This is a genomic window from Streptomyces sp. NPDC085946 (assembly GCF_044540485.1).
In the GTDB taxonomy this organism is placed as follows: domain Bacteria; phylum Actinomycetota; class Actinomycetes; order Streptomycetales; family Streptomycetaceae; genus Streptomyces.
The window spans coordinates 88,266-100,817 of record NZ_JBITSF010000023.1 but is presented as its reverse complement, the minus strand read 5'-3'; the positions used below and the strand labels follow the sequence as shown (position 1 = coordinate 100,817).

General features: G+C 75.1%; 13 protein-coding genes and 1 tRNA gene. 12 read left to right on the top strand and 2 right to left on the bottom strand.

Going from position 1 to position 12,552, the window contains the following annotated elements:
- The first annotated feature begins 765 nt into the window (after positions 1-765).
- The 11 genes from ACIF8T_RS33120 to ACIF8T_RS33070 all read left to right on the top strand — a co-directional run bounded on the left by ACIF8T_RS33120 (position 766) and on the right by ACIF8T_RS33070 (position 10,327).
- The gene (locus tag ACIF8T_RS33120; protein WP_400040204.1) at positions 766-3,219 is read left to right on the top strand and encodes an ATP-binding protein; all 2,454 of its coding nucleotides are present in this window, start codon (positions 766-768) and stop codon (positions 3,217-3,219) included.
- A 62-nt stretch (positions 3,220-3,281) separates the two neighbouring features.
- Positions 3,282-3,716, top strand: coding sequence for a roadblock/LC7 domain-containing protein (locus ACIF8T_RS33115; RefSeq protein WP_400040202.1), 435 nt, complete (start codon positions 3,282-3,284; stop codon positions 3,714-3,716).
- A gap of 2 nt (positions 3,717-3,718) precedes the next feature.
- Positions 3,719-4,090, top strand: coding sequence for a DUF742 domain-containing protein (locus ACIF8T_RS33110; RefSeq protein ID WP_400040212.1), 372 nt, complete (start codon positions 3,719-3,721; stop codon positions 4,088-4,090).
- Positions 4,068-4,685 (top strand): GTP-binding protein, encoded by a 618-nt coding sequence (locus tag ACIF8T_RS33105; RefSeq protein ID WP_400040201.1) that lies wholly within the window; start codon positions 4,068-4,070, stop codon positions 4,683-4,685. The genes ACIF8T_RS33110 and ACIF8T_RS33105 overlap by 23 nt, the downstream gene beginning before the upstream one ends.
- 61 nt (positions 4,686-4,746) lie before the next feature.
- Positions 4,747-5,322, top strand: coding sequence for a GAF domain-containing protein (locus ACIF8T_RS33100; RefSeq protein WP_400040199.1), 576 nt, complete (start codon positions 4,747-4,749; stop codon positions 5,320-5,322).
- 212 nt (positions 5,323-5,534) lie between these two features.
- Positions 5,535-6,563: an L-threonine 3-dehydrogenase gene (gene tdh, locus ACIF8T_RS33095; RefSeq protein ID WP_400040197.1), complete on the top strand. Its 1,029-nt coding sequence runs from the start codon at positions 5,535-5,537 to the stop codon at positions 6,561-6,563.
- A 36-nt stretch (positions 6,564-6,599) separates the two neighbouring features.
- Complete coding sequence (locus ACIF8T_RS33090; protein ID WP_400040195.1) at positions 6,600-7,802, top strand: glycine C-acetyltransferase; 1,203 nt, start codon at positions 6,600-6,602, stop codon at positions 7,800-7,802.
- Between the two features lie 35 nt (positions 7,803-7,837).
- On the top strand, positions 7,838-8,740 hold the full coding sequence (locus ACIF8T_RS33085) for a LysR substrate-binding domain-containing protein (protein WP_400040193.1): 903 nt from the start codon (positions 7,838-7,840) through the stop codon (positions 8,738-8,740).
- An 85-nt stretch (positions 8,741-8,825) separates the two neighbouring features.
- Positions 8,826-9,404 (top strand): helix-turn-helix domain-containing protein, encoded by a 579-nt coding sequence (locus ACIF8T_RS33080; protein WP_400040191.1) that lies wholly within the window; start codon positions 8,826-8,828, stop codon positions 9,402-9,404.
- Positions 9,401-9,934 carry a GNAT family N-acetyltransferase gene (locus tag ACIF8T_RS33075; RefSeq protein ID WP_400040189.1) on the top strand — a complete coding sequence of 178 codons (534 nt, stop codon included), beginning with the start codon at positions 9,401-9,403 and terminating at the stop codon, positions 9,932-9,934. Before ACIF8T_RS33080 ends, ACIF8T_RS33075 begins: the two co-directional genes overlap by 4 nt.
- 30 nt (positions 9,935-9,964) lie before the next feature.
- Positions 9,965-10,327 carry an MmcQ/YjbR family DNA-binding protein gene (locus ACIF8T_RS33070; protein ID WP_400040187.1) on the top strand — a complete coding sequence of 121 codons (363 nt, stop codon included), beginning with the start codon at positions 9,965-9,967 and terminating at the stop codon, positions 10,325-10,327.
- 164 nt (positions 10,328-10,491) lie between these two features.
- Here ACIF8T_RS33070 and ACIF8T_RS33065 read toward each other — a convergent pair whose 3' ends face one another.
- Both ACIF8T_RS33065 and ACIF8T_RS33060 read right to left on the bottom strand, forming a co-directional pair.
- Positions 10,492-11,409 carry a transketolase family protein gene (locus tag ACIF8T_RS33065; RefSeq protein WP_400040186.1) on the bottom strand — a complete coding sequence of 306 codons (918 nt, stop codon included), beginning with the start codon at positions 11,407-11,409 and terminating at the stop codon, positions 10,492-10,494.
- A gap of 45 nt (positions 11,410-11,454) precedes the next feature.
- The gene (locus ACIF8T_RS33060; RefSeq protein ID WP_400040184.1) at positions 11,455-12,162 is read right to left on the bottom strand and encodes a transketolase; all 708 of its coding nucleotides are present in this window, start codon (positions 12,160-12,162) and stop codon (positions 11,455-11,457) included.
- 157 nt (positions 12,163-12,319) lie between these two features.
- Between ACIF8T_RS33060 and ACIF8T_RS33055 the strand changes: the two genes are divergently transcribed.
- Positions 12,320-12,396: transfer RNA gene (locus tag ACIF8T_RS33055), tRNA-Pro, on the top strand.
- Positions 12,397-12,552: the final 156 nt, after the last annotated feature.

Here is a 12,552-nt window from a genome sequence, read left to right as displayed (position 1 = left end):
GCCGGGGGGGGGGGGGGGCGGGGGGGGGGCGGGGGGGGGGGGGGGGGGGGGGCGCCCCCCCCCCCCCCCCCCCCCCCCCCCCCCGCGCCCCCATGACCGGTTCTGACCAGGTCGGATCGAATTCCTTTCGCTTTCGGGCAGGGGCCTGCGGCGGGCATCGATCTGTCGTGCGAGACCTCATACCAGAGCGGGACGCTTCTCGTATGAGTTTGTCAACTGCCCACCGCACATGATGCGGTGATGACTACGGTGAGTGTCCATCGGGCGACGCAGGGCCGGTGTCGAGAGGCCGCTGCACGGGTGTCGTCCGGATCAGGCGGGTCAGGGAGCGGGGACCGGTAGGTGCAGGCGCGAGGCGGACGAGGGAGTCGGCGCGACGGGGAGCCCCGCTGCCCGGAGGCGGCAGGCACCCCGGGGCGCCCCGCTCCCGCCGGACCCGGCGAACCGGCCCGACCGGCGGGGCCTGCCGGACCGACGGGACCCGCAGGACCGGCGGAATCCGCCGGTTCGACGGGACCTGCCGGACCGACGGAGGGCGCCGGAGTCGCCGGACCTGCCGGACCGGCGGAGCGTGCCGGGGCCGCCGGACCTGCCGGAGCGGCGGGGCCCGCCGGACCCGCGGCCGCCGGTCGTGCCGGCGCGGGACCCGCGCACCGCGCACGTCGTCACGCCCCGCGGACGGCGCGCACCCGGGCCCGCGAGCCCGGCCGGGCTCCCACGAGCTCCCTTGGCCCCCACGCCCGACGGACCCGTACGAGGACACCGATGTCTCACCTCCGCGCACCGACCCCCCGCGCCGACCGCCGTGAGGGCGGGCGGCACGGGCGGCCGGCCGCCCGCACCGCCGCCACCGCGCTGCCCGAGACCCACATACGGCCCCAGCTGCTGCGCCTCGCCGTGCTGCCCCCCGTGGCGGTCGCCCTCAGCGGCTGCGCCGCCGTCCTCTTCACCGTCCGCTCCACCGGGACCCGCCCGGGCCTCACCCTGTGGGCCGTCCTCGGCGGCGCCCTCTCGGTGACCCTCGCCGGCATCGTCATCGCCGCGGTGGCCGCGGGCCGCGCCGCCCGGTCCGTGCACGACCGCGTCGCCGCCCTGCGCCGCGGCACCGCACGGCGCGAGGCCGACCTGCGGGCCCTGGTCGAGACGCTGCGCCGCGGCGACGGGCCCCCGGAGCGGCAGCCGGCCGGCGGACCGCCGGACGACGCGGACGACTTCGAGCTGCTCGCCGCCGACCTGGCCCGGGCGCACGACGGCGCCGTCACCGCCGTCGTGCAGGCCTCCCAGCTCTCCAGCCAGGCCGGCAGCGAACAGAAGCTCGAGGTGTTCGTCAACCTCGCCCGGCGCCTGCAGTCGCTCGTGCACCGCGAGATCTCCATCCTCGACGAGCTGGAGAACGAGATCGAGGACCCGGACCTGCTCAAGGGCCTCTTCCACGTCGACCACCTCGCCACCCGGATCCGCCGGCACGCCGAGAACCTCGCCGTGCTCGGCGGGGCCGTCTCCCGGCGGCAGTGGAGCAACCCGGTCTCCATGACCGAGGTGCTGCGCTCGGCCATCGCGGAGGTCGAGCAGTACTCCCGGGTCAAGCTCGTCCCGCCGATCGACGGGGAACTGCGCGGGCACGCCGTCGCCGACGTCATCCACCTGCTGGCCGAACTCGTCGAGAACGCCACGGTGTTCTCCGCCCCGCACACCCAAGTGCTACTGCGCGCCAGCCTCGTCACCTCCGGGCTCGCCGTCGAGGTCGAGGACCGCGGACTCGGCATGCCCGCCGAGGAGCAGCAGCGGATGAACGCGCTGCTCACCGACCCGGACCAGGTGAACGTCGCCCGGCTCCTCGCGGACGGCCGCATCGGCCTGTTCGTCGTCTCCCAGCTCGCGCGGCGGCACGGCATCACCGTCCGGCTCCAGAGCAACATCTACGGGGGAGTGCAGGCGGTGCTCGTCGTGCCCCAGGCGCTGCTGGGGGCGCCGCCCGGCGCGGCGGGGGCCGGGCCGCAGTCGCGGGACGGGGCGGGCGGGACGGGCGGAGCCGTGGGCGGCGCGCCGGCGCAGGGCGCTCTGCTTCCGGCCGGGGTCTCGCCCGTGGCCGGCGCGGTGCCCGTGGCCGGAGCGACGCCGACGGCCGGAGGGGCGCCCGCGTCCGCGGCGGGGCACCTCCCCGGGGACGCGCCCGCGTACGGTGCTCCGCCCGTGCCCGGAGCGTCCTCCGGGGCGGGGGACCCGTCCGGGCAGGGCGTGTCCGACACGGGGGCCCTGCCCGTCCGGGGGGCCTCGTCCGGGCCGGGCTCCCCGCCGGTGCCCGGCGCCCCGCCCTCGCCGGAGGCCGTGCCGGTGCCCGGGGGCGGGGCCGTGGCGGCCGCCTCGCCTGGGTCCCCGCCCGGTGCCGGAACGGAAGCCGGCTCCGGCGCGCGGGGCGGCTCCGCGCCGGCCGGGGAACCCCGGCACCGGCGCACGGCCGGCCCCGCCGGACGGGCCGACGGCGGCCCCCCGCCGCTGCCCGTGCGCGGGGCGCACCGGGAGCGGCCCACCCCCGCCGACGCCGTGCCCGGCATCAGCGACGACGACCGGAGGGTCCTCGCCGAGAACGTGGCGGCGGCCCCCACCCCGCGCAACGGCGCCGTGCGCGGCACCATGGGCAAGCCCCGGCTGCCCCGCCGCCGCGCCCAGGAGCACATCGCACCCCAGCTGCGCGACGGTCCGGTCCCGCGTCAGGACCCCGAGTACCTCGTCGGCCACGACCCCGGCCTGATGGCCGCCTTCCAGCGCGGAGTCGGCCTGGCCGAGGCCCAACAGCACCTGGAGGCCGAGGACATGGTGACCGCACACATGGACGCCGGACACATGGACGCCCCACACCTGGACGCCGGGCACATGGCCGCCCCGCACAGGGAGGTCCACGCGGACGCCGGGCACAGCGGAACTCCGCACCTGGGGACGACGCACACGGAAGCCCCGTACACGGAAGCCCCGTACACGGAGGCCCCGTACCCGGAAGCCCCGCACAGGGCCGCTCCGCAGGTGGGGCGTCAGCCCCTGGAGTCCGCCACCACCGGCCCGGCCCTCCCGGCGGCCCCGGACCCCGCGGACGTCGGGCAGGGCCGGGGACGCCCCGGCGACCTCACCCGCATAACCGAGGCGCGCGGCGCGCACGACGGTGTGCCCGCGCCCGCCACCGACCACACCGCCCGGCACGACGGGAGCGCGTCCGCCGGATGACCACCCCCCACCCCACCCCCACCGCTCCCGCAGACCCACGTATCCCAAGGAGTCGATCCACCATGGCGAGCGAAGCGCCGACCGCTCACGTTTCCGACCTCGACTGGCTGATGAGCGGCCTCGTGCAACGCGTACCGCACACGACCGCCGCGGTGCTGCTGTCCTGCGACGGACTGGTGAAGTCCGTGCACGGCCTGGACCCGGACAGCGCCGACCACATGGCCGCCCTGGCCTCCGGCCTGTACTCCCTCGGCCGCAGCGCCGGCGTCCGCTTCGGCGACGGCGGCGACGTCCGGCAGGTCGTCGTCGAACTCGACTCGACCCTGCTGTTCGTCACCACCGCGGGCTCCGGCACCTGCCTGGCCGTGCTGGCCGGCCGCGAGGCCGACGCGGCGGTGCTCGGCTACGAGATGGCGATGCTGGTCAAGAGCGTCCGGCCGTACCTGGTGACCGCGCCCCGGCAGCACAGCGTCGACAACCCGGCGATGAGGCCTTGAGCGTGGCGGCGGCCGGCGACGGGCCCTGGCTCGACGACGCGGCCGGTCGGCTGGTGCGCCCCTTCACGGTCAGCAACGGCCGCACCCGGCCCACCGTCGAACTCGACCTGATGTCGCAGGTGATGGCCACCGGGGCGACCCCCCTCGGCTACCTCGGCCCCGAGCACACCCAGGCGCTGGAGCTGTGCCGCGCCCCGCTGGCGGTCGCCGAGGTGGCCGCCCACCTGAAGCTGCCGGTGGCCGTCACCAAGGTGCTGCTGGCGGACCTCGTCGACTGCGGGGCGCTGACCACCAAGCCCCCCGTGTTCCACCACAACCCGACGGACCGGGCCCTTCTGGAGGCAGTGCTCGATGGACTACGACGCCAGCTCTGACCACAACGGCGGCACCGACCCCTTCCCCACCGCGCTGAAGATCCTCGTGGCGGGCGGGTTCGGCGTGGGCAAGACCACCTTCGTCGGCGCGGTCAGCGAGATCGCCCCGCTCAGCACGGAGGAACTGCTGACCACGGTCAGCGCCGCGACCGACAACCTCGACGGGATCGAGAACAAGGTCGAGACGACCGTCGCCATGGACTTCGGCCGCATCACCCTCGACCCGCGGCACGTGCTGTACCTGTTCGGCACGCCCGGCCAGGAGCGGTTCTGGTTCATGTGGGACGAACTGTGCGAGGGCGCCCTCGGCGCGGTCATCCTCGCCGACACCCGCCGGCTCCAGGAGTGCTTCGCCGCCGTCGACTTCTTCGAACAGCGCGGCCTGGCCTTCATCGTCGCCGTCAACGAGTTCGACGGCGCCTTCCGCTACGACCCCGAGGAGGTGCGCGCCGCCCTCGACCTCTCGCCGGACGTCCCCGTGGTGTGCTGCGACGCCCGGATCTCCAGTTCCGGCGTCCAGACCCTGCTCACCCTCGTACGCCACCTGATCGCCCACGCACCGGCCCCCACCCTGGGGTACGGCGCCCACATGTGACCCCCGCACACCCCGCCACGGAGCCGCACATGACGTACGCACACCGCCCGGGAGCCCGCTCATGAGCTACGACCCGCCGCGCCCGGCCGGTCGTCTGCTGCTGACACCCGAGGACAAGGAGGCCCCCGCCCGCACCCGCCGGCTGCGCCGGCTCGGCCTGGGAGAGCGCCCGGAACCCGCGCTCGACGCCTTCGCCGCCTGCCTCGCCGAACACAGCGGAGCCCTGTACGCCATGGTCAACTTCCCCGGCGAGACAGGGCAGTTCTTCGCGGGGCTGCACGCCCCGCTCGTCGCGCCGGTGGTGCGCAGCGACGGCACCAGCGCCCGGGTGGGCCGCGCGCTCCCCCGCGACCACGGCTTCTGCCCGCACGTGGTGGTCCGGCGCAGGGCCCTGGCCCTGGAGGACGTCCGCGACTACCCGAGGTTCGCGGGCAACCCGGTCGTCGACGACTACGGCATCCGCTCCTACCTGGGCGCCCCGCTCATCGACAGCACCGGCATGGTGCTCGGCACCGTGTGCGTCGCCGACGTCGAGCCGCGCCCCTGGGGGCAACCCGGTCTGGCCGCCATCAAGGAACGGGCCGCCGACCTCGTCGCACGGCTGGAGCGGCGGGAGGACCACGGACTGCTGATATGACAGAACGCCGGACCAGGGCGGGGCACGCCATGATCGCCGCGGTGGCCGGGGTGCCGGACGGGCGTGAAGGAAAGCTGTGGCCGCGCTTAAGAAAACCTCGATGGACCGGTGGGCCGGAGTAGGGCAGATTGCTGTGCGATTCCACTCCTCTCCCGGCCCCGGGGTTCCTTCGGCATGCCCGCGGCCGGGACTCACCCTCAGGAGCCGTAGCGTTGAAGGCGCTGGTCAAGGAGAAGGCGGAGCCCGGGCTGTGGCTCGCGGACGTGCCGGAGCCCGCCGTCGGACCCGGTGACGTCCTCATCAAGGTGCTGCGCACCGGCATCTGCGGCACCGACCTGCACATCCGGGCCTGGGACGGCTGGGCGCAGCAGGCGATCCGCACCCCGCTGGTCGTCGGGCACGAGTTCGTCGGCGAGGTCGTCGGGACCGGGCGGGACGTCACGGACGTCGCCGTCGGCGACCGGGTCAGCGGCGAGGGCCACCTGGTGTGCGGCAAGTGCCGCAACTGCCTGGCCGGCCGCCGGCACCTGTGCCGGGCCACCGTCGGGCTCGGCGTCGGCCGGGACGGCGCGTTCGCCGAGTACGTGGCCCTGCCCGCGTCCAACGTGTGGGTGCACCGCGTCCCCGTCGACCTCGACGTGGCGGCGATCTTCGACCCGTTCGGCAACGCCGTGCACACCGCGCTGTCCTTCCCGCTGGTCGGCGAGGACGTCCTGATCACCGGGGCCGGGCCGATCGGCCTGATGGCCGCCGCCGTGGCCCGGCACGCGGGCGCCCGCAACGTCGTCGTCACCGACGTCAGCGAGGAGCGGCTGGAACTGGCCCGCAAGATCGGCGTGAGCCTCGCGCTGGACGTCTCCCGGTCCTCCATCGCCGACGGGCAGCGGGAACTGGGCCTGCGCGAGGGCTTCGACATCGGCCTGGAGATGTCCGGCCGCCCCGAGGCGATGCGCGACATGATCGCCAACATGACGCACGGCGGCCGGATCGCCATGCTCGGCCTGCCGTCCGAGGAGTTCCCGGTCGACTGGGCCCGGATCGTCACCTCGATGATCACCATCAAGGGCATCTACGGCCGGGAGATGTTCGAGACCTGGTACGCGATGTCGGTGCTGCTGGAGGGCGGCCTCGACCTCGCGCCCGTGATCACCGGCCGGTACGGCTACCGCGACTTCGAGGCGGCGTTCGCCGACGCGGCGAGCGGCCGCGGCGGCAAGGTCATCCTCGACTGGACCGCGTAACCCCCCATCGGCGACAGCACTTTCAGGAGCCATCCCATGTTCGACTCCGTGCGCGACGACCTGCGCGCCACCCTCGACGAGATCCGCGCCGCCGGCCTGCACAAGCCCGAGCGCGTCATCGGCACCCCGCAGTCCGCGACCGTGAACGTCACCGCGGGCGGCCGCCCCGGCGAGGTCCTCAACTTCTGCGCCAACAACTACCTCGGCCTCGCCGACCACCCCGAGGTGATCGCCGCCGCCCACGAGGCCCTGGACCGCTGGGGCTACGGCATGGCGTCCGTCCGCTTCATCTGCGGCACGCAGGAGGTGCACAAGGAACTGGAGGCCCGGCTGTCGGCGTTCCTCGGCCAGGAGGACACGATCCTGTACTCCTCCTGCTTCGACGCCAACGGCGGTGTCTTCGAGACCCTGCTCGGCCCCGAGGACGCGGTGATCTCCGACGCCCTGAACCACGCGTCGATCATCGACGGCATCCGCCTGTCCAAGGCCCGCCGCTTCCGCTACGCCAACCGCGACCTGGCGGACCTGGAGGCGCAGCTGAAGGAGGCGTCCGACGCCCGCCGGCGCCTGATCGTCACCGACGGCGTCTTCTCCATGGACGGCTACGTGGCCCCGCTGCGCGAGATCTGCGACCTCGCCGACCGCTACGACGCGATGGTCATGGTCGACGACTCGCACGCCGTCGGCTTCGTCGGCCCCGGTGGCCGCGGCACCCCCGAGCTGCACGGCGTCATGGACCGCGTGGACATCATCACCGGCACCCTCGGCAAGGCCCTCGGCGGCGCCTCCGGCGGCTACGTGGCCGCCCGCGCCGAGATCGTCGCCCTGCTGCGCCAGCGCTCCCGGCCGTACCTGTTCTCCAACACCCTCGCCCCGGTGATCGCGGCCGCCTCGCTGAAGGTGCTGGACCTGCTGGAGTCGGCGGACGACCTGCGGGTGCGGCTGGCCGGGAACACCGCCCTGTTCCGCCGCCGGATGACCGAGGAGGGCTTCGACATCCTCCCCGGCGACCACGCCATCGCCCCGGTCATGATCGGTGACGCGGCGCGGGCCGGCCGGATGGCGGAACTGCTGCTGGAGCGCGGCGTGTACGTGATCGGCTTCTCCTACCCGGTCGTCCCGCAGGGCCAGGCCCGCATCCGCGTGCAGCTGTCCGCCGCGCACTCCACCGAGGACGTGAACCGGGCGGTCGACGCGTTCGTGGCGGCACGCGCCGCCCTCGACGCCGAGCAGGGCTGACGGGCCCGGGGGACGCGTTTGAGACAATCGGGCCCATGATCGAAGCGCGGCGGCTGCACATCCTCCGTGCGGTGGCCGACCACCGCACGGTGACGGCGGCTGCCGCCGCGCTGTACCTCACCCCCTCGGCCGTCTCCCAGCAGCTCACCGCGCTGGAGCAGGAGACCGGCCACCGGCTCGTGGAGCGCAGCGCGAAGGGCGTCCGGCTGACCCCGGCCGGCGAGATACTGCTGCGCCACACCCATGTGGTCCTCGCCCAGCTGGAGCGCGCGGAGGCCGAGCTCGCCGCGTACGGCTCGGGCGCGGCCGGCACGGTCACGGTCGCCTCCTTCGCCACCGGCATCGCCCAGGTCGTGGCGCCCGCCGTGGCGCGGCTCGCCGCGACCTCGCCCGGGATCCGGCTGCGCGTCCAGGACGCCGAGGGCGACGCCAGCCTGCCGATGGTGCTGGACCGGCAGGTCGACACGGCGGTCGCGGTGGAGTACCGCGGGGCACCCTCCGCCGACGACCCGCGTCTGACGCACGTACCGCTGTACGCCGAGCCGTTCGACGCGGTCGTCCCGGTCGCCCACCGGCTCGCCGGTGCCGACGAGGTGCCGCTCGCCGAGCTGGCCAAGGACCCCTGGATCGGCCCGTACCCGGGCAACCCCTGCCACGACGTGGTGGTCCTGGCCTGTGAGAACGCCGGGTTCCAGCCGCGTCTGGAGCACTCCTCGGACGACTTCCGCGCGGTCGTGGCCCTCGCCTCGGCCGACGCGGGCGTGGCGCTCGTGCCGCGGTCGGCGCTGCGCGGGATGGACCTGGCCGGGGTGGTGGTCCGCCCGGTCGACGGCGTCGCGCCGACCCGCCGGGTCTTCGCGGCCGTCCGCCGGGGGGCCGAGGAGCATCCCCTGATCAGCCCGGTGCTGCGGGCGCTGACGGAGGCGGCGCGGGGGTGAGCGCCCCGCCGCGGGCGGGCCGGGACGGGGCGGCTGTGAGGAATCCGTAACCGTGGCGTCCCACATCCGGGATAACGTCCCGGACATGGGAAGAATCATCGAGGCCCCGGGCGCCGTGGACGCCCGGCTCGGCGCGCGCCTGGCCGAGCTGCGGGCCCAGCACGGCTGGTCGCTGGGGGAACTGGCGGAGCGCAGCGGGGTGAGCCGGTCCACGCTGTCCCGTGCCGAGCGGGCGGAGATCAGCCCCACCGCCTCCCTGCTGAACCGGCTGTGCGCCGTCTACGGGCGGACCATGTCCCAGCTGCTCAGCGAGGTCGAGGCGGAGCCCGTGCCGCTGGTGCGGGCGGCCGACCAGCCGGTGTGGGAGGACCGCGCCTCCGGCTTCCGGCGCCGGTCGGTGTCCCCGCCGCACGCCGGCCTGCGGGGCGAACTCGTCGAGGGCCGGCTGGGCGCGGGCGCCGACATCGCCTACGACCGCCCGCCCGTGCCCGGCCTGGAACAGCACCTCTGGGTCCTGGCGGGCACCCTCGACGTCACGGCGCAGGACACCGAGCACCGCGTCGCCACCGGCGACTGCCTGCGGCTGCGGGTGTGGGGCCCGACCAGGTTCCGGTGCGCCGGCCCCGAGGACGCGCGGTACGTGCTGGCGGTGGTGCGGCCGTGATCCCCCGCCGTCTCGACGACGTCCAACTGCTGCACCACGCGGAGGAGCTGGCCGGACTGCTGGCCGACACGGTGGACGGCGGCGCCTCGGTCGGCTTCCTCGCGCCGCTGGACCGGGCCGAGGCCGTCGCCTGGTGGGAGCGGCGGGCCGCCGCCGTCGCGGCCGGGCAGCTCGCCGTGTGGGTGGCGTGCGAGGGCGGCCGCGCGCTGGGCACCGTGAGCCTCGCGCTGCCCGACAAGCCCAACAGCCGCCACCGCGCCGAACTCGTCAAGCTGATGGTGCACCGCGACGCCCGCGGCCGGGGCCTGGGCCGCCGCCTGCTGGCCGCCGCGGAGGAGGCGGCCGCCGCGGCCGGCATCACCCTGCTGCACCTGGACACCGAGACCGGCAGCCCCGCCGAGCACCTGTACCGGTCCGCCGGCTGGACCCCGGTCGGCGCGATCCCGGACTACGCGGCCGACCCCGCCGGCGTCCTGCGCCCGACGACGATCTACTACAAGCGCGTGGGGGCGGGTGCTCCCACCAGGTGATTGTCAGTGGCAGGGGCTACGGTGCCAGCCATGCCGGATGCCGAAGACGTACGACGTGTCGCCCTGTCCCTGCCGGAGACGACGGAGAAGATCGCCTGGAGCATGCCCACGTTCCGGGTCGCGGGGAAGATGTTCGCCACCCTGCCGGAGAACGAGACCTCCCTCGCCGTGCGCTGCCCCAAGGTGGAGCGCGACGAACTGGTGCTCGCCGAGCCGGAGAAGTTCTGGATCGCCGGTCACGAGGCACAGTTCGCCTGGGTGAGGGTGCGCCTCGCCGCCCTGGAGGACGAGGCCGAACTGCACGACATCCTGGCCGACTCCTGGCGCCAGGCGGCCCCCACCCGGCTGCTGGAGGCCCATCCCCGGCTGGGGGTCCCGGCTCCGGCCGACTGACGGCCCGGGGCGTTGTCGGTGCCCCGTGGCATGATCCGTGAGCACGTGGCGGCCGGTCCGGGAGGGGAGCACCGGCCGCCGTCCGCCCGGCGGCCGGGGCGGGAGGGGAGCGCCGGCCGCCGTCACCCGCGGGGAGGCGGGCCCCGGGAGCACCGGTGCCCGCCTCAACCGCGCACCGCCGCCCGGTCGCCGAGGAAGCCCGCGACGCGCTCCCGCAGCGACCGCGCGTCGAGACCGTGCGCGGCGGCATGCTCCTCGATCCGCCCGTAGCGCCGCAGCTCCCGCCGTCCGACGCCCAGGCCCAGCACCCGGTGGGGCACGTCGGACAGCGCGTCGTTCGCGGCCGCCGTGGAGGTGCCCGCCAGATACGGCTCCACCAGCACCACGTCTGTCCCGGCCCGGTCCGTCGCCCGGCGCAGGGCCGCCGCGTCGAAGGGGCGGACGGTGGTCGCGTACAGGACGGTGACGTCGAGGCCCTCCGTCGCGTCCAGCACCGCGTCGAGCACCGGCCCGACGGCGAGCACCACCCCGCGGCGGCCCTCCCGGACGATGCGCGAGCTGCGCCCGTCGACGGGCCGCGCCTGCCCGTTGGACTGCACGGACAGCCGCACGTACACCTTGTCGTCGCCGGCGGCGACCGCGTGCCGCAGCAGCGTCGCGGCCTCGTCCGGGTGCCCCGGCACGTGCACGGTCCAGCCGTCCAGGGTGTCGAGCAGCGCCACGTCGCCCGGGGCCATGTGCGTGTACCCGCCGGCCGGCCAGTCGAAGGACGCGGCCGCGCTCACCAGCACCGCACCGGCGTCCTGGTGCCCCAGGTCCAGCTTGACCTGCTCGAAGGGGCGCTCGACGAGGAAGCTGGCGAAGGTGTGCACGACCGGCCGCAGCCCGGTGAGCGCCAGCCCGGCCGCCGCCCCGATCATGAGCTGCTCGCGGATGCCCACGTTGATCACCCGGTCGGGATGCCGGCGCCGGGCCTCGGCGAAGCCGTCCGCGCCGATCTCGGCGAGGACCACGGCGACCCGGGGATCCTCGTCGAGCAGCCGGGAGACGACAGGGGCGAAACGGTCGCGCATGGTGTCCACGGGGTGGTCCTTTCCGGAGGCAGGGGCAAAGGCGGGGGGTGCGAGTCACGCGTGCTTCGGCTCGACGCGGGCCACCACCACGTGCGGGCGGCCCGGGTGCGGCGCGGTGAAGGCGGCGTACAGCGCCTCGTGGTCGCGGCCGTCCACCGTCAGCGCCGACCAGCCCGCCGCCTCGAAGCGGGCGGCGATGCCGCCGGGCCGCGCGTGACGGGCGGAGGCGTTGTCGACGACCACGGTGTGCAGCCGGTCGAGACCGGCGGGCCCGGCGAACGCGATCGCCTCGTGGTTGCTGCCCTCGTCCAGCTCGGCGTCCCCGGTCAGCACCCACACCCGCGGCTCGCCCAGCCCCCGGGCGCGCAGTCCCAGCGCGGTGCCGACGGCGATCGGCAGGCCGTGGCCCAGCGATCCGCTGCCGATCTCGGCGCCCGGCACGAGGGTGCGGTCGGGATGGTGGCCGAGCGGCGAGTCGTACGAGCCGAAGCCGGGCAGCCAGTCCACCGGCACGAAGCCCTTGGCGGCCAGGACGGCGTAGTACGCCATCGGCCCGTGTCCCTTCGACAGCAGGAACCGGTCCCGCCCGGGGTCGTCCGCGCGCTCGGGCCGCACCCGCAGCACCCGGTCGTACAGGACCCACAGCACGTCCAGCGTGGACGTCGCGGCCGGACCGTGCTTCTCGTCGCCGGTCATCAGGCCCATGAGACCCGGCAGGTCCCGGTAGCCGTACGCGCGTCCGCGTTCCTCGGTGATCGTCATACGACGATCGTGCAACCTCAAGCAAACTTGAGGTCAAGAGGTGTGAGGGCGGGGCGCCGCCGCCGGCCGCGGAGAAAGGGGTGCGCGATCACCGCCCCGAGTGCGGTATTGTTTCCCTGCGCGTTCGGCCCGGGGAAACCCCAGGTCAGACGGGCAACGGGACGTGGCGCAGCTTGGTAGCGCACTTGACTGGGGGTCAAGGGGTCGCAGGTTCAAATCCTGTCGTCCCGACCAGCTTCACGTATGGTCGGAGGCCGTTTTCTCAGCGATGGGAAGACGGCCTTTTCGCTGTGCCGGTACGTGCCGCCGGGCGGCACGACGCCGGGCCCGGGGGGGGGCGCCCCCCGCGAACCCGGGCCGGGGGCTCTCCGAGTACGACGCACCGAAGCG

Coding starts and splice junctions, on each gene's coding strand:
- ACIF8T_RS33120 (WP_400040204.1), top strand. CDS start 766: ATGTCTCACCTCCGCGCACCGACCCCCCGCGCCGACCGCCGTGAGGGC.
- ACIF8T_RS33115 (WP_400040202.1), top strand. CDS start 3,282: ATGGCGAGCGAAGCGCCGACCGCTCACGTTTCCGACCTCGACTGGCTG.
- ACIF8T_RS33105 (WP_400040201.1), top strand. CDS start 4,068: ATGGACTACGACGCCAGCTCTGACCACAACGGCGGCACCGACCCCTTC.
- ACIF8T_RS33100 (WP_400040199.1), top strand. CDS start 4,747: ATGAGCTACGACCCGCCGCGCCCGGCCGGTCGTCTGCTGCTGACACCC.
- ACIF8T_RS33090 (WP_400040195.1), top strand. CDS start 6,600: ATGTTCGACTCCGTGCGCGACGACCTGCGCGCCACCCTCGACGAGATC.
- ACIF8T_RS33085 (WP_400040193.1), top strand. CDS start 7,838: ATGATCGAAGCGCGGCGGCTGCACATCCTCCGTGCGGTGGCCGACCAC.
- ACIF8T_RS33080 (WP_400040191.1), top strand. CDS start 8,826: ATGGGAAGAATCATCGAGGCCCCGGGCGCCGTGGACGCCCGGCTCGGC.
- ACIF8T_RS33070 (WP_400040187.1), top strand. CDS start 9,965: ATGCCGGATGCCGAAGACGTACGACGTGTCGCCCTGTCCCTGCCGGAG.
- ACIF8T_RS33060 (WP_400040184.1), bottom strand. CDS start 12,162: ATGACGATCACCGAGGAACGCGGACGCGCGTACGGCTACCGGGACCTG.